The organism is Salinivibrio kushneri, from assembly GCF_027286325.1.
Classification (GTDB): domain Bacteria; phylum Pseudomonadota; class Gammaproteobacteria; order Enterobacterales; family Vibrionaceae; genus Salinivibrio; species Salinivibrio kushneri_A.
Genome location: NZ_CP114588.1, coordinates 1,384,603 through 1,406,678 on the forward strand (window position 1 = coordinate 1,384,603; position 22,076 = coordinate 1,406,678).

General features: G+C 49.2%; 16 protein-coding genes. 9 read left to right on the forward strand and 7 right to left on the reverse strand.

Annotation, left to right across the window (positions count from 1 at the left end; translation table 11 throughout):
• Positions 1 to 259: 259 nt before the first annotated feature.
• Positions 260 to 1,432, forward strand: a complete 1,173-nt coding sequence (pncB, locus tag N8M53_RS06575) for a nicotinate phosphoribosyltransferase (RefSeq protein WP_269579940.1) — start codon at positions 260 to 262, stop codon at positions 1,430 to 1,432.
• 91 nt (positions 1,433 to 1,523) lie between these two features.
• Here pncB and N8M53_RS06580 read toward each other — a convergent pair whose 3' ends face one another.
• From N8M53_RS06580 to N8M53_RS06595, 4 genes are all read right to left on the reverse strand, one after another.
• On the reverse strand, positions 1,524 to 2,174 hold the full coding sequence (locus N8M53_RS06580) for a hypothetical protein (RefSeq protein ID WP_269579941.1): 651 nt from the start codon (positions 2,172 to 2,174) through the stop codon (positions 1,524 to 1,526).
• A 202-nt stretch (positions 2,175 to 2,376) separates the two neighbouring features.
• A complete protein-coding gene (prc, locus tag N8M53_RS06585) occupies positions 2,377 to 4,386 on the reverse strand; it encodes a carboxy terminal-processing peptidase (protein WP_269579942.1) in 2,010 nt (669 codons plus the stop codon).
• A 17-nt stretch (positions 4,387 to 4,403) separates the two neighbouring features.
• Positions 4,404 to 5,060, reverse strand: coding sequence for an RNA chaperone ProQ (proQ, locus tag N8M53_RS06590; protein ID WP_077772349.1), 657 nt, complete (start codon positions 5,058 to 5,060; stop codon positions 4,404 to 4,406).
• A 114-nt stretch (positions 5,061 to 5,174) separates the two neighbouring features.
• Positions 5,175 to 5,633 (reverse strand): GAF domain-containing protein, encoded by a 459-nt coding sequence (locus N8M53_RS06595; RefSeq protein ID WP_077772348.1) that lies wholly within the window; start codon positions 5,631 to 5,633, stop codon positions 5,175 to 5,177.
• Positions 5,634 to 5,709: 76 nt separating this feature from the next.
• Between N8M53_RS06595 and N8M53_RS06600 the strand changes: the two genes are divergently transcribed.
• Genes N8M53_RS06600 through N8M53_RS06610 form a run of 3 tightly spaced genes read left to right on the forward strand, consistent with a single transcriptional unit; the run spans position 5,710 to position 11,365 of the window.
• Positions 5,710 to 7,509 (forward strand): ABC transporter ATP-binding protein, encoded by a 1,800-nt coding sequence (locus N8M53_RS06600; protein ID WP_269579943.1) that lies wholly within the window; start codon positions 5,710 to 5,712, stop codon positions 7,507 to 7,509.
• A 3-nt stretch (positions 7,510 to 7,512) separates the two neighbouring features.
• Positions 7,513 to 8,766 carry a paraquat-inducible protein A gene (locus N8M53_RS06605; RefSeq protein ID WP_269579944.1) on the forward strand — a complete coding sequence of 418 codons (1,254 nt, stop codon included), beginning with the start codon at positions 7,513 to 7,515 and terminating at the stop codon, positions 8,764 to 8,766.
• Complete coding sequence (locus tag N8M53_RS06610) at positions 8,729 to 11,365, forward strand: PqiB family protein (RefSeq protein WP_269579945.1); 2,637 nt, start codon at positions 8,729 to 8,731, stop codon at positions 11,363 to 11,365. Before N8M53_RS06605 ends, N8M53_RS06610 begins: the two co-directional genes overlap by 38 nt.
• A gap of 243 nt (positions 11,366 to 11,608) precedes the next feature.
• On the opposite strand, the gene N8M53_RS06615 is transcribed toward N8M53_RS06610, so the two are convergent.
• On the reverse strand, positions 11,609 to 12,442 hold the full coding sequence (locus N8M53_RS06615; protein WP_269579946.1) for a S1 RNA-binding domain-containing protein: 834 nt from the start codon (positions 12,440 to 12,442) through the stop codon (positions 11,609 to 11,611).
• Between the two features lie 110 nt (positions 12,443 to 12,552).
• The gene (locus tag N8M53_RS06620) at positions 12,553 to 13,179 is read right to left on the reverse strand and encodes a TetR/AcrR family transcriptional regulator (RefSeq protein WP_269579947.1); all 627 of its coding nucleotides are present in this window, start codon (positions 13,177 to 13,179) and stop codon (positions 12,553 to 12,555) included.
• Between the two features lie 234 nt (positions 13,180 to 13,413).
• Here N8M53_RS06620 and N8M53_RS06625 point away from each other — a divergent pair, with 234 nt between their 5' ends.
• From N8M53_RS06625 to N8M53_RS06645, 5 genes are all read left to right on the forward strand, one after another.
• Entirely contained in the window at positions 13,414 to 14,541 is a 1,128-nt protein-coding gene (locus N8M53_RS06625; protein WP_269579948.1) for an efflux RND transporter periplasmic adaptor subunit, read from the forward strand.
• Between the two features lie 10 nt (positions 14,542 to 14,551).
• Positions 14,552 to 17,644: an efflux RND transporter permease subunit gene (locus tag N8M53_RS06630; protein ID WP_269579949.1), complete on the forward strand. Its 3,093-nt coding sequence runs from the start codon at positions 14,552 to 14,554 to the stop codon at positions 17,642 to 17,644.
• Between the two features lie 97 nt (positions 17,645 to 17,741).
• Entirely contained in the window at positions 17,742 to 19,211 is a 1,470-nt protein-coding gene (locus N8M53_RS06635; RefSeq protein WP_269578198.1) for a protein adenylyltransferase SelO, read from the forward strand.
• 169 nt (positions 19,212 to 19,380) lie between these two features.
• Entirely contained in the window at positions 19,381 to 20,436 is a 1,056-nt protein-coding gene (locus N8M53_RS06640; RefSeq protein ID WP_269578199.1) for a 3-deoxy-7-phosphoheptulonate synthase, read from the forward strand.
• 52 nt (positions 20,437 to 20,488) lie between these two features.
• On the forward strand, positions 20,489 to 20,971 hold the full coding sequence (locus N8M53_RS06645; RefSeq protein WP_269578200.1) for a YajQ family cyclic di-GMP-binding protein: 483 nt from the start codon (positions 20,489 to 20,491) through the stop codon (positions 20,969 to 20,971).
• A 75-nt stretch (positions 20,972 to 21,046) separates the two neighbouring features.
• Here N8M53_RS06645 and N8M53_RS06650 read toward each other — a convergent pair whose 3' ends face one another.
• Positions 21,047 to 21,784 (reverse strand): substrate-binding periplasmic protein, encoded by a 738-nt coding sequence (locus tag N8M53_RS06650; RefSeq protein WP_269578201.1) that lies wholly within the window; start codon positions 21,782 to 21,784, stop codon positions 21,047 to 21,049.
• Positions 21,785 to 22,076 lie beyond the last annotated feature (292 nt).

The following is a 22,076-nucleotide window of genomic DNA, read 5'->3' on the forward strand; positions in this document are numbered from 1 at the left end:
TGTACCTCAGCCAACGAACTGTATTCATTCGCCCAAGGGCGATTTTTGCATGCCATACCATACCGCGGCTTGGCATAGATGACTATAGATTTAACAATTTGTTATCAAATGTTTGCGTTTACATCCAATAAACACTGCATAATGTCAACGCAGCCTGCCAATCCGGACTGAAATATAATGTGACGACGGTTAAATTTTATAGAAATTGCGGTACTATGGCGCTCATTTCGTTTTGTAACCCGTAAGGCGTTCACCACGCATGCACAATCCGATCATTACATCGCTTTTGGATACTGATGCTTATAAAATCAATATGCAGCAAGCTGTATTCCATCATTATCCTGATGTCCAAGTTACCGCGGACTTTTACTGTCGCAGTGATGAAGACCTATCTTACCTATGTGAGCAAGTGGTTGAGCACATCAATTATCTGGCCACACTGCGTTTTCAACCCGACGAGCTTGATTACCTCGCCGCTCTCGGCCTATATCACACCGACTTTTTGACGTTTTTATCCCGCTTTCAATTCGATCCTGACCAAGTGGCTGTTGGCGTTGAAGACGGCCAACTGGCCATTCACATTAGCGGGCCTTGGCAAGAGGTTATTCTGTGGGAAGTACCTTTGCTCGCTATCATTTGTGAGTTGAGAAATCGCGCCTGCTACCCTCATCACACGGTCAATGACGCGCTTGCGCGTCTCGATGATAAGCTTACACATCTACCAAAGGATGGCTTTGCTGAAGGATTTCAGTTAGTGGACTTTGGCACACGACGACGGTTTTCTCGTGAGGTGCACCAAGCGGTAGTGACTCGCCTACACGCTATCTATCCGCCTTTACGAGGAACATCTAACGTATGGTTGGCCAAGCAGCTTGGGCTCACGCCTGTTGGCACTCAAGCACATGAATGGTTTCAAGCGCACCAACAACTCGCTGGTCAACTCTCCGACTCGCAGCAACTGGCATTGCAGGTGTGGTTGCAAGAGTATCCGGAAACTCTGGGTATTGCGTTAACCGACTGCATTAACATGGACGCTTTTTTACACGACTTTGATCGTTCACTTTGCCACGCCTTTAGCGGGTTGCGCCATGACAGTGGTGACCCTATTACCTGGGGCGAAAAGGCGCTTGCGCATTATCGGGAACAGGGTATTGATCCCAAGGACAAAACGCTGGTCTTCTCCGATAGCCTAACATTGGCCAAAGCGGTGCAGATTTATCAACATTTTGCCGATAAAGCCACAACCTCATTTGGAATAGGGACACAGCTAACCTGCGATCTGCCCAATGTGAAAACACTCAACGTGGTAATCAAACTCACCAGTTGCCAGGGCAAGCCGGTCGCTAAAATATCTGACGAGCCCAATAAAGCTATTTGTAAAGACGACAACCACCTATCCGCATTAAAAGCAGCGTTTAAATTGCCTGAGTGATTCTCCCAGTTAATCATTCGCTCACAAAAAAGGTCGGTATTATCACCGACCTTTTTCGCTCAAATCTCTCCTACTGATAATATAACCAGGGCTATCTTTGCCGTTGCAGCACCGCCTCCATACCAAATACGTCATTGGTTAAACGCAATGTGTCAGAGGCAAGTTGATATTGTGATGAGTGACGCCCCTCCTCGTAAATCAGCATTAGGTTATCACCTTCCACCAAATATACACCGCGGTGGGTAATGGAGCGGCCATCGTTACCGCGAACTTGCATCGCAAAGAGGAAGTCAGGGCGAAGTTTAAGCGAGACACCATCTACTTCTTCACTCACATCATCCCCTTCAATGCTGTTTGAGCGCCACACGCCCGATAGATCGTCAGGTAGCAGTTTGGTAAACACGGCTCCCTGAAGCTGCAATTGATTATGGTTTAACTGGTAGGCATGCACTTGATCAGCTCCCTGCCCGTCGTACAACCTTAATGCTTGATGATTCACCGCATAACTGCCTGTAGCGGTCTCGAGCTGCCCATCACGACGTAACATATCAATACGAAATTCATAGTGAGAATTAAAAGAGAGGTTAATCGCTTTGTAAGGGTGGCTGGCAGTTGAGTCTTCCTCAGCACTAAACCAATACCATTGACCAAGCAGTAACGGGACATCAAATCGCGCTAAGTCGTCACCCCGTACTGGCAATGCCACCACTAAGGTCAGAAAAACACCCAATAAGCAACGCATACCTTCCCCCTCATTGGCAATGATGCCTTAACGATAAGGTTAGACTGACTTCTCAGTTTTATGCATTTTTTTGAGTAAGATCTCGTTTTCTAATGGTTAACACCGCCTAGCTGTCACCATAACGTCATAAAAAAAGCCTAGGCGAACTGCCTAGGCTTGGGATTCCGATGCCGTTCTAAAAGACCGTATGCCGTACTGACGCTTAGCGGCTGGCTGAAAGAAGGTTAGCCAAATCTTTTGTGATGCTCGCGGCTTCATCTAAGTATGCATCTGGCTCTTCGTAGTCTTTAGGTACATCGTCGAGCGTTTTGAAAGGAGGCTCTCCGAGTGCTTCCTGACGCGCATTCAACCGCGCTAAGCGCTCTTCGTCTTCCCGATCCATTTCTTTGCGGCGTTTTTCCTCATTCAAAGAGATCGTATTTTGATCTTTCTCTTCTTGGTAACGTGCAATGTCTTGGCGAATGAAGTCGAATTCGCGATCGTCTTTGATTCGCGTTTTATGCCTCTCACTCAACGTGCTTACCAGCGACGAAGACAGCGACCTTGGTTGATAATCCGCTTTTTCAATCCGATCCCAAGGTAGTGCATTCTCCTCAACACTCTCGCCTGTTTCATCCGGCGAGACGGGTGAAGGGAACGTAATATCGGGCACCACACCTTTGTTTTGGGTACTGCCACCGCTAACTCGATAAAACTTTTGGATCGTGTACTGCACATAACCCAGCGGCTTATCAAATAAATCGTAGATATGATTCAAAGAACGGTGCTGCTGTACGGTCCCTTTACCAAAAGATTGCTCGCCAATCACCACGGCACGCTCATAATCTTGCATAGCGGCCGCGAAAATCTCCGAAGCGGAAGCGCTGTAGCGATTAATCAATACCGTCATCGGGCCGTCATAAAAACGTTTACCGTCCGTATCACTGTTGACTTTCACTCGCCCATAGCTGTCTCTGACTTGTACGATAGGCCCTTTATCAATAAATAAGCCACTGAGCGCCGTTGCTTCACTCAGCGCACCACCACCGTTATTTCGCAAGTCTACGACGATACCGCTGATACCCTTTTCTTTGAGGCTCGCGATCTCTTTTTTGGTGTCATCAGCCAGCCCGACGTAAAATCCGGGTACTGTTAATACGCCGACTTTTTCATCACCGCGCTCGATCACTTCAGATTTTACCGCACGATCTTCTAAGCGTATTTTATCACGGGTAAGTGTGACGTTGTAACTTTTAGCGTTCGCCCCTTCGGGTAAGATCTTCAGCTTAACTTCACTGCCTTTAGGGCCTTTAATCAGCTCGACCACATCGTCCAATCGCCAGCCAATCACATCAACAATGGCTTCGTCTTCTTGGCCCACACCAATAATACGGTCGCCGGGTGAAAGCTGTTTGGACTTGGATGCAGGACCACCGGCCACGAGAGAACGAATCACTGTGTATTCATTTTTTATTTGCAACACCGCCCCTATCCCCTCCAGGGATAAATTCATTTCCGATTGGAATTGCTCAGCATTGCGTGGGGATAGATAGCTAGTATGTGGGTCAACTTCACGCGCGAAGGCATTCATGTAGACCTGAAACACATCTTCGCTATGGCTTTGCGTTAAACGCTTCAAGGCGCTGTTATAACGCTTGCCTAGGGTCTCTCGGATTTCTTCATCCTCTTTCCCCGTCAAGCGCAGGTTCAAGGCATCATTTTTAACCCGTTTATCCCAGATAGCATCTAGTTCGGCCTCGTCAGCCGCCCATGGCAGCTCCGTGCGATCCAGCACCATGCTCTCATCGGCGGAAAAATCAAAAGGTTTATCCAACACTTTTAATGCGTACTGGTATCGCTCAAAGCGCTTTTTCAATACACGATTGTAAATGGCATACGCTGCTTCTGTCTCACCCGACTTAAGTTGGTCATCTAAGCGTGTTTTCCAGCGCGATAGGCGTTCAACATCATCTTGGGTTAAAAACACGCGGTTGTAGTCGAGTGTCTCCAAGTAGCGATCAAAAATCGCCGCCGAAAAAGCGTCGTCCAGCGCAAACTGCTTATAATGAGAACGAGTAAATCGAGAAGTTACACGCTTGGAAGCGGTTTCGTGTTGGGGTTCAGCGGACAGTGAAGGTAGTTCACTGAGTTGGAAATTGGCTTCTACAGCCTGGGCAGAGGCTGCCAGCATCAAGCTGGCAGCGATAGCCGAAACGCGGCGTCGACAAAACATGCGTCGAGGAGTCTCCTTTAGGCGCTGAGGTGCTCCGCTTTTACTAACATGGTTAACCCGTTAGTCAGGCGAACACGCACCTCATCCTTGTTAATTTCAACAATGGTCGCTGGCAGATTACCGTTGCCCATGTTCACATTCACGTCTTTACCTACGACAACATCGTTGGCGCTGAGTTCGCGACGTGGCTCACTCTCTTTCTTAGTCATTTTAGCGGGCTTTGGTTTACTTGTACGGCCTTTCGCTGATTGCGCGGCCGCCTTCTTACCTTTTGGTGCAGTCTTACCCGCATTTTTCGCCTGGCCTTCTGACTTTTTCGCTTGTTGCTGTTTACGACGCTCTGCCGCACGCGCTTTGCTTTCTGACAAGGTCTGCGCAGCATGGTCGATATGCTCTTGCTCAAGCTCGCCACACGCATTGCCATCAAGATCAACGCGTGACGCCCCTGGTTTCACGCTGTGCAGATAACGCCAGGAAGACGTGTACTGACGAAGCGCGGCGCGCAATTGGGTTTTGCTTACCTTGGGATCGCCTTCAAGACGTGTCGCAAGATCTTGAAAAATACCAATTTTTAATGGCTTGGCTTCGCCTTCAACAGTAAAACATTTAGGGAAACGTTCAGCAATATAGGCAATGACTTCTTTGCTGTTCGCGAGCTTTTCAGTATTTTCCATGTTTTTTCCTGGCCTGCTGAGGTTGACCACAGCAGCGTATCTACGTGTATTTAAGTATGAAAGTGGTGCGTATTATAGATACCTGATATGAAAAAACTACCAAGATTGGCGAAATCACAAGTGTTTTTGCATTTCTTTGACCAAGGTAGCCAGTCCATGTTCATCTTCTTGGTCAAAGCGACCGATACTTGGGCTATCAATATCCAGTACTGCCTGCAATTGGCCATTAACCCGAACAGGTACCACAATTTCAGAGTTACTCGCCGCATCACACGCGATATGTCCTTCAAAGGCATGCACATCTTCCACTCGCATCACGGTATCTTGGCGGTAGGCGGCGCCACATACCCCTTTATCATAGGGAATGCGTACACAGGCTGGTTGACCTTGAAACGGACCGAGCACCAGTTCTTCTCCCTCGTCGAGATAAAAGCCTACCCAATTGATATCATCCAGTTGGCTGTTTAATAAGGCGCTCACATTGGCAAGTTTGGCGATAAGGTTCGGTTCCCCTTCGCATAAAGCAACCGCCTGTTGCGTTAACAAGCGGTAAAAATCAGCTTTGTTTTCCATAAATCACTGCATCTCAAACAACAAGACCATTACAATAGAAATAATCCAACGACTTTTCAATTGAGTATCACTATTTATGATCACTTGGCGCTGGCTTCTTGACCAAGCTCGTCCTCATCGCACCCGGCTCATTTGGGCAAACGTGGTTGCGATTGCGGCAACCTTGGTCAGTGTCCCTATCCCGTTGCTCATGCCGTTATTGGTCGATGAGGTGCTGCTAGACAAGCCAGACTGGGGACTTGAGGTTCTCAACACCCTGCTTCCCACGAACTGGCAGCACGCCGCCGTTTATATCGCCTCTGTATTGGTGATTGTGGTGTTAATGCGTGTGATTAGCCAAGGGCTCAATATTTTGCAAAGCCGCCAGTTCACGCTTGTCGGCAAAGCGATTACCTACAAGATTCGCCAGCACTTGATTGCCAAGCTCGGGCGGATCAGTATGCGTGAATACGAATTACGCGGGAGTGGCGGCCTGACGTCTCACCTTGTCACCGACGTCGAAACCATCGATAAGTTCATTGGTACCACGCTAAGCAAATTTATCATCGGTATATTAACCGTGACCGGTACCGCTGTGGTCTTGCTATGGATAGATTGGCGATTAGGTTTATTTATCTTGCTGATCAACCCTGTTGTCGTCGCGCTAAGCCGTGCACTAGGACAGCGTGTTAAGCACCTTAAAACCCAAGAAAACCAATCTTTTGAGCGTTTTCAGCAGCGGTTGGTTGATACCCTTGATGGCTTATATCAGCTTCGCGCCGCCAATCGAGAGCGTGAGTATTTGCGTCAACTCGACCACAGTGCCAGTGAGATTAAAAACAGTGCTGACAAATATGCTTGGCAGTCCGAAGCGGCAGGCCGTTTATCGTTTCTGATGTTCTTGATAGGTTTTGAGCTCTTCCGCGCAGTAGCAATGGGTATGGTCTTTTTCAGCGATTTGTCGATTGGTCTGATGTTTGCGGTGTTTGGCTATTTGTGGTTTATGCTCGGGCCAGTGCAAGAGCTGCTCGGGATTCAATTTGCGTGGTATAGTGCTAAAGCCGCGATGACACGTATTAATGAGGTTTTACAACTGTCCGAAGAGCCTCGTCGACCTGCAGGCATTGATCCAAGTCGTATCACCGCCTACACACAGGCCTCAGGCTTAACGGTCGAGATTGATAATCTACGCTTTTCCTACGATGAGGACAAATCGGTACTCAATGGTTTGAGTATGCATATCCCTGCCGGCCAGCGTGTGGCATTGGTCGGTGCCAGTGGCGGCGGAAAATCAACCCTCATTCAGTTGCTGTTAGGACTGTATCCGGTAGAACAAGGGGATATTCGCTTTAACGGCCACTCGATTAACCATGTCAACATGGATGCCCTCCGTCATCAAATTGCCGTGGTATTGCAACAGCCAGTGCTGTTTAATGATACGTTGAGAAACAACTTATGCTTGGGGCGTCATCTTGCCGACACCACGCTGTGGCAAGCTATTGAGCACGCCCAATTGGGGGATGTGGTGACACAACTCACCGACGGGCTCGATACACCACTTGGTCGCCAAGGGATCCGTTTATCTGGCGGTCAGCGACAACGTGTCGCGATTGCACGAATGCTCCTGAGTGACCCTAAACTGGTGATCTTAGATGAAGCAACTTCCGCGTTGGATACCGCCACCGAGCGCGCATTACATCAAGCCATGCAGACATTTTTGGCGGGGCGGACGACCTTGATCGTTGCTCACCGCCTCTCTGCGGTAAAGGAAGCAGACGTGATTTACGTACTTGATGAAGGGCAAGTCACCCAACAAGGTACGCATAGCGAACTTGTTAATGCGCCAGGTGTATATCAAACCTTGTACGGGCAAATACAACAGGCAGCGGGAAAGTAAACCATGGCACAGACATCAGACAAACCATTTACCACCTTCCAACCATTGGTCAGGTGTTCGGGGTGCGATCTGGTGTTACAGCCATGCCAGACAACTTATGACCACCTTGCTATCTGTCCACGCTGCTCAACCAAACTGGCGCATGGGAGGCGCTTGTCGTTTAATGGTGAAATCGCACTAGCGCTCACTGTATTGTTGCTCTTCTTGCCCGCGCACCTTCTTCCCCTCCTCTCAATCGATTTGTTGGGGAAAACCATCACCACATCGGTGCTAACCGGCGCATCGCTACTCTGGTCTCAGTTTCCTTTTGTCGCCAGTTTGGTGGTGTTTTGCGCATCATTGGCACCGCTCGTTTTTACCTGTGCGCTACTGATCATGCATCTATCACGGCGCCGACAAGCCATGCGATGGTTTCGTCCTGCCGTTAAGGTTATTGCTCACAGTCGTCATTGGGTAATGGCCGACGTTTTAATGGTCAGTTTGGCCATTGCTTGTTTTAAGATTCAAGATTATGCCACCTTACACTTCTCACTCGGGCTGGGTTGCTACGCCGTCATCCAAATTCTGCTGTCTATCTTACTCGTACGGGTGAACACACAAAGGTATTGGGATGCGTTTGCTCAGCCAACGCCTCTTGCCAATCATGCATCTGTGGTGCGCTGCGACCACTGCGGACTGACGCAAACCTTCAAGCAAGACACCAAATGTCAGCGATGTGATCAAGTGCTCCATCCTCGCGTGATACGCAGCGAACAAAAAACCTGGGCCTGTTTGATCACTGCTACCATTTTTCTGTTTCCGGCAAACCTGTTCCCAATCTCCATTTTGTTCTCCAACGGCATTCGGCTTGAAGACACCATTTTTTCTGGCGTCGCGAGTCTGATTAATAATGGGATGCCTGGCATCGCAGCGATCATTTTTACTGCCAGTATCGTCGTGCCGGTCGCCAAAATACTTGGACTGAGTTTGATATTGATAAGCTTACGTTGCACCACGTCTATCACGCCTCGTCAGCATATGTGGTTATATCGCGGTGTTAAATGGATTGGAAAATGGTCAATGATGGATTTATTTGTGATTGCGTTTATGGTCGCCTTGGTCGATCGTGGTCGCATTATGGATTTTATGCCTGGACCGGGTGCCATTGCCTTCGGCTTAGTCGTGGTATTAACCATGCTTGCCACCGAATTTCTTGATACGCGTTTGATATGGGATCATCATGAGCGACAAACAAGACATACCCTCACCGATCGTTAAAACCAGTTATGGCCTTTCTCCATTGTGGATATTGCCGGTGCTGGCCTTACTGATGGCCGCTTGGCTGCTGTTTCAATCCATCAGTGAGGCGGGGCAACGGATTCAAATCCTATTCAGTGATGCGCAAGGGTTAGAAGCCGGCCAGACCACCATCCGCTATCAAGGGTTAGAAGTGGGCAAGGTACGCAATATTACCTTGGCGGATGACTTAGACGGTATCTACGTTGACGCCAATATCTATCCAGAGGCGACGCAACTGCTCACAAGTGGCACCGAGTTTTGGCTTGTAAAACCACGCGCCTCGGTCACTGGGATCAGTGGCCTGGAAACCCTAGTATCTGGAAACTACATTGCACTGCAGCCAGGTGATGGTGAGTCCAGTCTTTCCTTTGTCGCTCGCAATGAGCCGCCAACCGATATGGCAGAGAAAGCCGGAACCACCGTCAAGCTACACGCACCGACGTTAGGTTCATTAAATGTCGGTTCGCCTGTTTATTACCGCAAAATTCGCGTTGGTGAAATATACAGTTATCGACTTGATGAAGACGCACAAGGGGTAACGCTCTCGGCATTGATTGAGCCACCATTTGCCCATCTCATCAAAACGGACTCGCGTTTTTGGTCAGTCAGTGGTTTGAAAGCCAATGTTGATGTATCTGGCGTCGACGTACAGCTAGACAGTGTCGCCAGTTTGATAGCCGGAGGCATTGCCTTTGACTCGCCTGACACCAGCCCACGCTCTGATACCGCTCGCTCTTTTAAGCTTTATCAAAGCCTTGCACAAGCAGCGCGAGGTCAATCAATACAGATAGCTCTGCCTGCGCAACACGGCCTTCCCAAGACCGGCGCTAAAATCACGTATCAAGGCCTAGAAGTCGGCGAGATAACCCGTATTGAGGTAAGAAAAAACCAGCCACGTCCGATTGCTCACGCACAGATTGATCCCAGTATGACGTGGTTGCTCAATCAAGAAACGTATTTTCAGGTTGAACAGCCGCAAATTGGCTTTAGTGGACTAAAAAACCTCGGCAACCTGGTGTTAGGTAACTATTTAGCCCTCAACCCCGGCTCCCAAGACGCCGACAAAGCCAAACCAGACCATATATTCACCGCCCGCACCTGGCACCAACAGCAAAAGCAACTCACCAATGCGCTCACAGTCACCTTAACCGCAGACGATGCCTACGGTTTAACTCAGCACACCAAAGTATTGCATCGCGGCATTCAAGTGGGCTTTATCGACCGTGTTGATCTCAATGAAAGTGACACTGTCACGGTAAAGGTGGTGATTTATCCAGAATATCGCCATTTGGTGAAGCAACAATCGCAATTCTTTATCCTTGGTGGGATCACTGGCGAGTTCAGTGGTGAGGGCCTCAATGTGGTCGTGCCAGCAATGGAGCAAATTGCTGATCCGGCGTTAAGCTTTACCAGCGAAGGAGCAAAAGGCGTTAAAAAGACGTATCCGCTTTACACCTCCCCCATTCAAGCGAAGCACGCCAAACAAGATGCACGCGGTGAAACACGTTTCACCTTGATTGCCAGTCGCATGCCCAGCGTGAGTGAGGGAAGCCCAGTGATGTACCGAAATTTCGTGGTCGGCCACGTCGAAGGGTATCAACTTAACGGCAGCAGTGTGTCCATCGCCATTACGGTGAATAATCGCTATAAGCATCTGATTAATCCGCAAACCGTATTTTGGAATCAATCGGGGCTGGATATCAAAGCCAACCTCAGCGGTGTCGAGATTAATACAGGCTCGTTACGCTCACTGGTTAACGGTGGTATTGCGTTCGGCACCATGCCTGGTATTAGTAATAAACGAAACGGAGATTGGAAGCTTTACCCCTCAAAGCAAGAGGCTGCTCAATACGGTGTTGATATCAGGTTGACGGTTGACCAGGCCAACGGCGTGAAAGTGGGTAGCGCGATCCGTTATCAAGGGGTCGATGTTGGCGAGGTGATCACCCTAAGCCCTAATTTCGAACAAGAAAACGTAACCATTCAGGCTCGCCTCTACCCTGAATACAAAACTGCGCTTGCGCGAAGCGGTAGCTATTTTTGGCTGACTCAACCTGTGCTCAGCCTCACCAAAACAGAGAACTTGGACTCGCTATTTGGCACCTATATCTCAGTGGTTCCCGGAGAAGGTGACTTCACCCAACAATTCACCCTTCATGACTCGCCCAAATATCCAAAAGGGCTGACACTCATCCTGGAAAGCGACGCGCGCCACTCTATTGCCCCTGGCACACCCGTGTTACATCGCGATATAGAAGTGGGTATAGTCTCTAATGTCCAGTTGGGCGAGCTGTCGGATCGTGTGGTCTTCGAACTACAAATCGCACCGCAGTTCGCACATCTTGTCCGTGAAAACACCGTATTTTGGAATGAATCAGGGGTCGACGTATCTATTGGCTTGACGGGAGCGGACCTGAAAAGTGGCACCATTGATAGCTTATTAAAAGGCGGGATTGCGTTTTCGACGCCAGACGACCAACCCCTACAACCGATCGCAACTAATCAACGTCATTTCTTATTGCATAGCGAGGGGAAAAAAGCGTGGCAAGCATGGCGAACCGCCATTCCAAAGCCATAACCGCTCGTGCAAAGCGGCCATTGATAGGCTCGCTAAAAGCAAATCAGGGATCTCGCCGTCTTCGCCAGGTCCCTGATAATACCTTTTATTTCACAAAGTCGTGTCACAAACTGGCATATCACTATTGATAGACTACACTTTAGTAATCACAACCTAAATATTGGCATATGGCTCCTTGAGCCTTTTCCCTGAACCCGGAACAGGACGTTCCGGGTCTTTTTTTAACCTCGCAAGGTGACAGTGTCACTTATTGAGGTAAATCCCGTCCGCTTCGATACGAATTTTACGTTGCTTGTAAAGCCCGCCCAACGTCTTTTTAAACGTGGCCTTGCTAGTACGAAAGAACGCGAAAATAGCGTCGGGCGAGCTCTTATCATTGAGCGGTAAAAAGCCCCCTTTGCTCTCAAGTGTCTTCATCACTTTGTCACTCAAGTCATCAACCCGCGCCTTGCCGTGCTTTTGTAGAGCAAGATCGATTTTGCCGTCCTCACGCACGGTTTTTACAAAGGCACTGAGCTTTTTACCGATAAACAGCTTCCCGAATGCTTCAGCGCGATAAATAAGCCCCCAGTGCTGATTATTCACCACACACTTAAAGCCGAGATCAGTGATATCCGTAATGATTACCGACACTTTATCGCCCGCTTTTAACCGCGGCGTATCCTCACTGATAAACTTATTAAACTTGCGGCTAGCAACAATGCGTCCAGATGCCTTGTCGGTATAAACCCGTACCACATAGGGTTTCCCCTCCTCCATGCGCGTACGTTGTTCGCTAAAGGGCACCAACAAATCCTTGCTTAACCCCCAATCGACAAACGCACCGACCGAATTCACGCCAACACAGCGCAGTGATGCAAACTCGCCCACTTGCACATACGGTGTTTCAGTGGTGGCAATAATGTCATCTTCGGAGTCAAAGTAGATGAACACATTGAGCTCGTCACCGACACGGGTATTCTCCGGCACATAACGCGTCGGCAGTAAGATATTACCGAAGTCATCACCATCAAGGAATACGCCGAAGTCTGCCTGCTTCACCACTGATAGTTTGTTGTATTGCCCTAGTTTAATCATTGTCTCAGCGCTATAGAAAATAATGCCTGTGAGTATACGCAATTTGCGTTTAACTTGCGTCTCTTATTGGTCTAGTCGATGGAAAAATCGGCAAACGTCAGTGTTCTTTTTCAAGAAGACACCCCCTCTAAAAAGACCGCCAACTGTTGATTGATCAACGTATGAATATCCAACGGACTAAAGTCAGCAAAAAGAATTTGCCAGACAGCGGATACAATCGGCGCACCGGCTAAGAGCTGAGGACAGAGATCCCCGGTACCCGGTTTAAACTCACCTGTTTTCTCCCCCTCCTTTAGGCACTGCTGAAAAGCGCGCATCCCTGGGGCGACAATGCTGTTGTAGTAAAATGATCGGATAGCGGGGTTACTTGGCCCTTCAGAAATAAGCAGCCTTAAAATAACCTGAAAGTCATGCCCTGATAATAATTGACCAAAGGCGTTGACTTGCTGACGCAGTCGCTCTGCGGCACTCGTGGTCTCCCCCGCTGCAACATGCTTTACCTGCTCGAGTGCGGGCTCTACAACATGCCGGACAACACCATGAAAAAGCTGCTCCTTGTTTTTGAAGTATAGATATACCGTACCTTTCGCGACCCCTGCTTGCTTGGCAATATCATCAATGCGTGCTCGCTCAAACCCATGCTGATCAAACGCGGCTAGCGCAGCATCAATAATATCTTGCTGCCGTCTCACCTGAGATCGAGACAATGCCTTCGAGGCTGTTGAATCTTGCTCCATATCATCACCTTATCCGACCTATCAAACCTAAATATTACCAGTGACTGGCTGGTCATTGCAAAAAAATGACCAGCCAGTCATTGCAAAAAATGACCAGCCAGTCATTGCAAAAGTGACCGACAAGTCATATTATGACCAGATAGTCATTAAATGACCATTTAGTCACTTAAGGATCAATGGTTCATTAACGTACTCAGAGACGTTATTGGTGTCGGCCGCAGAGGGAGAAACGCGATGGCTATAATCACTAAGCAAACCATAAAACTCGTGTTCTATAGCGGGTTGTTGCTGAGCGTCATTGGCTTACTCAGTGGTTGCAAGCCAAAAAATGAGGCGCCAGTGCCTTCTCCTCGTACGGTCGAGGTGATACCCATCAAGCTGGGCGATCAATTGAATCAATACAGCAGTGGGCGCCTTCAGGCCGCTGAACAAGCCGATCTTTCCTTTGAAATCAGCGGTAAAATCCGCACCCTGGATCTTGCGTTAGGTCAACGAGTAAAAAAGGGTCAGAAAGTTGCCAGACTTGATGCGCAAGCACATGAGCTCAATGTGGAGATGGAAAAGTCAAACCTTCAAGCGGCCCAAACAGAGTTCAATGATGCTTCTCGCCAGTATCAACGGCTGGCGGCGCTGTTCGCCCAAAAACTCATCTCAGCCTCGGCCGTCGATGAAGCAGAAGCCAGGCTCGAGCGCGCGACAGCACAGGTATCCCGTCACCAAGCGAGCCTGGCTAAAGCACAGCATCAGCTCGCAAAAACCTTTCTCTATGCCCCTTTTTCTGGCCTTATCACCAAACAACAGGTTGAACAGTCAGAAGTGGTCATGGCTGGACAGCCGATAGCGGCACTGGTCAACCCTCAATCACAGGTCGAAGTTAAAGCCTGGGTACCAAGTCGTATTCATGATCAACTCTCAATGGGCGATACAGCGACTGTCTCTTTGTCGCTGATAGAGCAAAGCGTCCGCGCCAAGGTTACGCAGATCGGCATAGAGGCCAATCAGCTGGGTTTATTTCCTGTCATTGCTCAACTGATTAAGCCACCAGCATCATTCCTCCCCGGCATGTCAGTCTCGGTAAAATGGCAGCTACCAAATATCCATTCTCGCCCTGTCGTGCCATTAACGGCCATTGAGCTGATTGATAAACACCGAGCCCGTGTTTTCGTTGTTGAGCCCGCTTACGCCAATAGAACACGTCTTAAAGCGCGCATCATTAAAGTGGGAGCGCTTAGGGAGACAGAAGTAGAAGTCGTGTCAGGATTAGCTGGCGATGAGTGGATCGTCGCGAAAGGCGTCAACCTTCTCCGCGAGCATCAAGAAGTCTATACCAGCGGCGCTCATCTTGCCCGTTATAATCACTAGGCCTTCACGCATGAATATCTCTCAACTTGCTTTTCAATATCGCCCCGTTATCTTCTTTGTCAGCCTTGTTTTAATGGTCTTTGGCGCGGTCAGTTACTTTTCCCTTCCTGCCAGAGAAGACCCTAAAATTCATATTCGCGAGGCGATTGTTACCACGAGTGCACCAGGCCTGACCGCCAATCGTGTCGAATCGCTTGTCACGCAGCCATTGGAAGAAGCTGCGCTATCTGTTGCTGGGGTTGATGAAATACGCTCTATTTCTTCTGATGGGCAATCCATCATTTATGTAAAAGCCTATGACAGACTCACAAAACTTGATCAAATCTGGGATGAGCTCGAAGAAGAGGTACACAAAGCATCGTCGCAACTCCCTAGCGAGGCCGCTCACCCTAGGGTCAATGACAGTTTTGGTGATGTCGCCGTTATTACGCTTGCCTTGACAGGCAACGACTATTCACTCGCCGAGCTGGATGACTTCGCTGCCCATTCCCGACAACAATTGCTCACGATACCCGGCATACAGAAAATCGACATCATTGGCCAGGTGCCGCAGCGGGTGTTCGTGGAACTCTCACTCTCGCAGATGGAAACAATGGGGCTTTCCCCCTCCGCCATTGCACAAGCAATCTCAAGTCAAAACACGTTGAGTCCAAGTGGCCGTATCCACATTGAAGATACCACACTGGCGATTTCATCAAGTGGTGAGTTTACTTCCATCCAAGACATCCGAAACGTCTTGATTCCAACCGACAATGAAGCGGGCTCTGTCACACTCGGCGATATCGCAGATATTTCTCGAGGCTATGCCGACCCCGCGCCGAGACGCGCCTACTTTAATGGTAAACCGGCGATTGTGCTGGCAGTGATGATGCAGCCCGAACAAAGCGTGTTAAATTTTGCGCGACGGGCAGAGAAGGTAATGACTGACGTCAAACAGAGCCTTCCTGTTGGGGTGAATCTCGATCGGATTACCTGGCAAGCCGACCAAGTAGAAAATGCCGTGTACGGTGTGTCCGCAAACGTCCTCCAAACGCTCGCGATCGTACTCGGGGTTGTTATTTTATTTCTCGGCGTCAGAACCGGATTAATAGTCGGCACCATTGTGCCTGCCGTGATGCTAACCACTCTCGCCATCATGCATTTTTTCGATATGACACTCGAAAGGATGAGTTTAGCCACTCTAGTGATCGCACTCGGCTTACTGGTCGATAATGGTGTCGTCATCGCCGAAAACTTTAAGCGCACGCTCGCAGAAACCCAAGATCGAACACGCGCACTAAAAGAAACAGGCAGTGAACTCGCCCTACCGCTACTTTCCTCGTCTTTAACGACCATCTTAGTGTTTTTACCCCTCATGATGGCCGAACACCCTTCGGGCGAGTATACACGCAACATATCCTTGGTTATTGCTATTTCATTAACGGTATCGTGGCTACTGGCGATGACCGTGACACCGACGCTTTGCTACTTGTTTTTATCCACCCCTAGCCTGTCATCTAGCGACGATCACCGTCCTTCTTTGTCACTTTTTAATCGAATAGAGGGTTATTATGCGGTGTTGCTCAATGTGGTGTTACGTCACCGTGTTTTCTTTATCATTGTGATGGTCGCTTTACTCCCCATTGGCGGTTACCTCATCAAAACTACTCCCGCCAAGTTTTTTCCTGACAGTGATCGCGCTCAGGTGCTTATCTATGTCAATTTGCCTGCAGGGAGTTCATCAGACACCACATCCGCACGAATCAGTGAGATGATGGCGATGATTCAAGATAAAACACACTATCCTGAACTTGGCGATCTAGCCGCGTATGTCGGCTTTGGCGGGCCACGATTTGTTCTCTCCCTCGCGCCGTTAGATCCCGCACCTAATGTCGGTTTTATTGTCGTCAATGCGAGGAACAAACAAACGGTTAACGAGGCTATTCCACAGCTAAGAGAGAGCTTTCGACAACGCTTTGACGATGTGGAAGCCCGTGTATCAGGTATGTTCCTCGGCCCCTCAGACCCCAATGTGATTCAAATTCAGGTCAAAGGACCAGACAAAGCCTATCTTGTTGAACAAGCGAAAAAACTTGAACACACCTTGGAAGGCATTCCTCATACCATTGACATCTGGAGCAATTGGTATAATCCCGTCAATCGATTAAGCGTCAATATCGATCAGCACTTAGCTCGCCAAGCTGGCGTCACGTCGGCAGATGTGAGGCGGTCATTGGCCCGTTTTTATAATGGTCAGTCATTGTCCGAGTTCCGTGACAACAATGATGTGTTTCCCATTCTACTTCGCGCGATGGCGCCTGAGCGGCACAACCCTGCTCGGCTAGGCGATGTCCCTGTTTTTCCCAGTGGTGGTAACACACCGATCCCCCTTGCACAAATTGCCACTATTGACATGGTCTCAGCTTTAAGCGTGATACAACGCGAGGATCTCGAACCAACCATTACCGTTGAAGCACGTAACCTTAAAATGTCACCCGAGGATATGGCACCCATACTGCAACCCCAGCTCGACGCTCTTCGTGCCCAACTGGCTCCAGGTCATCACATTGAATTTGATGGTATTGTCAAAGATGCCAAAGTGGGCCGGGCAGCAATATTTGCTGGCTTTCCCCTCTGTATTGGCCTGTGTCTTCTCCTACTCGTCGCGCAATTCAATGGATATAAACGGCCCATCATTATCTTATTAACCATTCCATTGGTTATTATTGGGGTGGGTATAGGTATCACCGTCATGAAGGCATCATTCAGCTTTATGGTGATCCTTAGCCTTTTGGCATTGGCAGGTATTATTGTCAACAATGCGATTGTAATGATCGAGCGGATAGACATTGAGCGAGGAATGAGGGATAAGTCCGATCTTGACGCCATTGTCATTGCCTGCTCTCGACGCCTTCGACCAATCACCATTACCACCGTCACTACCATCGTCGGTTTGCTCCCCCTGATCCTGGGTAAAGATGTTCTCTTTTATGGCATGTCGGTCAGTATTGCTTTTGGCTTAGTGGGCGGAACAGTTTTAACGTTATTTATGGCACCTGTGCTTTACAGTTTGTTATTTCGTATTGAAATATCTGATCACGAATCGGGGAGCGAAGACACCTGAGGTATTACAGCACCGGCCATGATATACCCCTACATTCTATCCCTTGTTAGCCACAGCCAAGCTGTTACGCTTAAACCATAAAACCAAGGGGGAAGATATGGCAGTATTTGATGGTGAACACATTCGGTTTAGCTTTAGCCAACTAGGCCGTGCTTTTGGCAATCCAGTGAAACCTACACCCCTCGATAATGGCCGGCTTTTAACGTACAACGCCGCGCTGGCTGATGAGCTTGGATTAACGACGGCAGACATTCACAGTGAAACCTTTCGCGCCATTCTGTCGGCAGAGGCGCCCCTAGCAGGCCGTCAACCCTTTGCAATGAAATACACAGGGCACCAATTTGGCCAGTATAACCCTGAACTCGGGGATGGCCGTGGTGTGTTATTGGGAGAGTGGCGTGATGATAAAGGCACACTCTGGGATTGGCATTTGAAAGGGGCGGGAAAAACGCCATACAGCCGCCACGGTGATGGACGTGCGGTGTTACGGTCGACACTTCGTGAATATCTCGCCAGTGCGGCGATGAAAGGGCTTAACATCCCTACCACGCAGGCGCTTGCCATGGCCACCAGCGATACCCCGGTGATGCGCGAGCGCATCGAGACCGCCGCAACGCTACTTCGCGTTACCGAGAGCCACGTGCGTTTCGGCCACTTCGAGTATTTGTTTTACAGCCAGCAGCACGAGGCGCTGGGTACGCTGGCGGACTATGTCATCGCACGCCACTTCCCTGAGCTTGCCGAGGCTGAGACCCCCTATGCCGCATTGCTACAAGAAATTGTCGAACGCACAGCCGAAATGATTGCCCTGTGGCAAGCAGTCGGCTTTAATCACGGCGTGATGAATACCGATAACATGTCGATTTTAGGTCAAACCTTTGACTATGGCCCCTATGCCTTTTTGGATGATTTTAACCCCAGCAATATTTGCAACCACACTGATTACGCTGGGCGATATGCCTTTAATCAGCAATCTGCCATTGCGCTTTGGAACCTCTCTGCGCTGGGGTATGCATTTACTCCGCTGCTTGAAAGTGACGTGATTAACGACATTCTCGGCGGCTACGAGCATCATCTCCAAGTTGCTTACAGTAAGGTAATGCGCAATAAGCTGGGGCTCTCCGATGCCCAGCAAGGAGACAGTGATTTGTTCAACGCCCTGTTCTCGTTGCTCGAATCTCAGCGCGTCGATTACACCCTGTTTTTTCACAGACTCAGCCACATCACTCAAGACGAGTTACTAGGTGCAAAGGCTCTCAGTCAGTTTAACGATCTCGTCTCAGATGCCGATGCCTTGACCGCTTGGTTAAGCGAATACCACCAACGGGTAGCGGATCATGACGACGACCCTCGCCTCGCTTGCATGCAGGCCACCAACCCAAAGTTTGTTTTGCGTAACTATTTAGCTCAACAAGCCATCGAGGCTGCCGAACAGGGTGACATGCAGCCAACGCATGATTTAATGCGCGTACTGGCTGACCCTTTTGGATCACACACCGGATTAGACCATCTTGCCCGACGGCCCAATAATGATGAAAAAGATCTGACGCTAAGCTGCTCATCCTAACGCGTTGTGCGCCTCCGCCACTGCTCTTGCTGAGGCGCATAATGCGCAGCCTAGAAGGCATTCTGATAAGAAAAATCCAACAGATGTCACATTGGTGCTTTCATAGACCGTGTTTTTTGCTATCTTACTGGCTTCGCAACAGATTAAGATATGAGGAAGGCTGTCCTCTATGCCACTGAAAACCGATGAGCTTCGAACACGCGTGGTCGATACCATGCCTACGCCCGCAGAGGTGGAAGCTGCCCACCCCATCAGCGACAGTGTTGCTCACCATATCACCTCCGCACGACAGGCGATCAGTCGTATTCTCAATGACGACGATAAAAGGCTGCTAGCGATTGTTGGTCCCTGCTCTGTTCATGACCCCGACGCGGCCCGTGATTACGCAGCCAAGCTTAAACCGCTTGCCGATAAGTACAGCGATCAATTATTGGTGGTGATGCGCACCTATTTTGAGAAGCCACGCACTGTGGTCGGTTGGAAAGGCCTTATCAATGACCCGCACCTTGACGGAAGCGGTGATATTCGTGCGGGCCTATTTACGGCGCGCGAGCTCCTGCTCGATATCAACAAAATGGGACTGCCGACCGCTACCGAGTTTCTCGACATGATCACGGGTCAGTATATCGCTGACTTGATCAGCTGGGGAGCGATTGGCGCCCGCACGACAGAATCACAAATTCATCGTGAAATGGCCTCTGCTCTGTCCAGCCCAGTTGGATTCAAAAATGGTACAGACGGCAACATCCGCATTGCCGTCGATGCCATTCGCGCGAGCAGAGAGTCTCATCTGTTCTGCTCACCCGATAAAAATGGCAGCATGACCATTTATCGCACCGCTGGCAATCCAGATGGCCACGTCATTTTGCGAGGTGGCCATCAGCCGAACTATTACGCCCAGGATGTGAAAGCGGCCGCGCAAACGCTAGGTGACTTCGGGCTACCTGCCAAGCTTGTGGTAGACTTCAGCCACGGTAATTGCCAAAAACAGCATCGCCGCCAGCTAGATGTGTGCGCAGATGTTGCTGAACAGATCCGTCATGGCGAACAAGCGATTGCCGGCATCATGGCTGAGAGCTTCTTACGAGAAGGCAATCAGACCATGGGTGACGTGCAATCTCGCGTGTATGGACAGTCGATCACGGACCCCTGTCTGGGTTGGGCCGATACCGAGCGCCTACTCGAACAACTGGCGGATGCCGTCGCGGCGCGCAACAACCTGTAATGACTGACGATTTATCGGCGTGACTGACTCACGCCCCAATTAGGAAAAGACTATGCCTTCATTTGATATTGTCTCTGAAATTGACAACGTTGAGCTAAAAAACGCAGTGGATAACGCCAATCGAGAACTTGCAACTCGCTTTGACTTTCGTGGTGTAGAGGCCAGCTTCGAACTCGATAAAGAAACCGTGAAAGTGACGGCTGAAGCGGATTTTCAGGTTAACCAAATGATGGACATGTTGCGCAGTAACCTCGCTAAGCGTGGTGTTGACGCACGCGCAATGGATACCCAAGACATGGTCCACTCTGGCAAAACCTTTTCTCAACAGGTTAAATTTAAAAACGGTATCGAAACGCCTGTCGCGAAGAAAATCACCAAAGCAATCAAAGATGCCAAGATGAAGGTACAAACGCAGATTCAAGGCGAACAAGTGCGCGTCACTGGCAAAAAGCGTGATGACCTGCAGGCGGTGATCCAATTAATTAAAGAAAGTGATTTTGAGCAGCCTTTCCAATTTGAAAACTTTCGCGACTGATCATCACGTATCTTGACCATAAAAAAACGGGCCAACTTAGCCCGTTTTTTCATTCATACAGATGATTAACCTGTGCTATTTGTACTTGCTTTTAATTTCATCGAGCGTGCCATCAGCCGTCGCCTGATCAATGCCCGCTTGCAGCTTCTCTACATAGCTGTCTGGCGTGTTGTTACTAAAGCTATAGTAAAGCTGAGACTCATCCAAGACATGAACCACTTCAAACTGGCTGGTATCAATATTGTTTTGGCTCATGATAAAGGCACTGACGTTTTCCTCGTACGCCCACATGTCTACTCGCCCTGCAGCCAGCTGTTTGGCCAACAAATCGGCTTTGGGTGATAAACGCAGCGCACCTTCATCGACACCCATTGAACGTAACAAATGCTCACCGACGTCATCGCGTACAACGCCTACTTTATAGTTGGCAAAGTCACTCGCACTGTCGATAGTGATCCCTTTGCTTTTAGGAGCCCATACGACAATTTTGGTGTCTGTAATCGGCCCTACCCATTTAAATTTATCTTCCCGTTCATCCGTTCGTGTGGTGGAAAACAGTACCGTATTAGGCTCAGACAGTGCCGTGGCATAACCACGTGCCCATGGCTGAATTTTCACTTGGTCTCGGCTCACCGGATCGCCCGCGGCTTCTGTCGCAGCTTCGAGGAAATCAACCGCAATCCCCTTTAATTCACCACGCTCTTCATAGTTAAACGGCGGATATACCTCAGTGATATAATCAAGATCACCTAAGTTTGCAGCGACTGTGGTGGTTGAGAAAACCAGCAAGCTGGCGGCAATAAGTGACTTCATTGGACTACCTCTTTTAACCTTCCATTAAATGTGCTCAGCCAACATTGTTATTATTAGCTCATACCAAATTGGGGGAGTTGAATAGAACAAGGCGTGGCCTTATCGTTATTAACTCACCTTTTCTAGTGTAGTCAGCTTCCATGCCCCTTGCGCAGTTTTGCTAGAGGTTGTGATCTAACTTCGGTTTTTTCTCTCTACAAGCATTTGAATAAACAAATAAAAAGGAGCCAGGTGGCGCTGGTGACGACTTTAAATGCGCTCTCATCTCTCTCTGCTGAACCCGCACAATCAA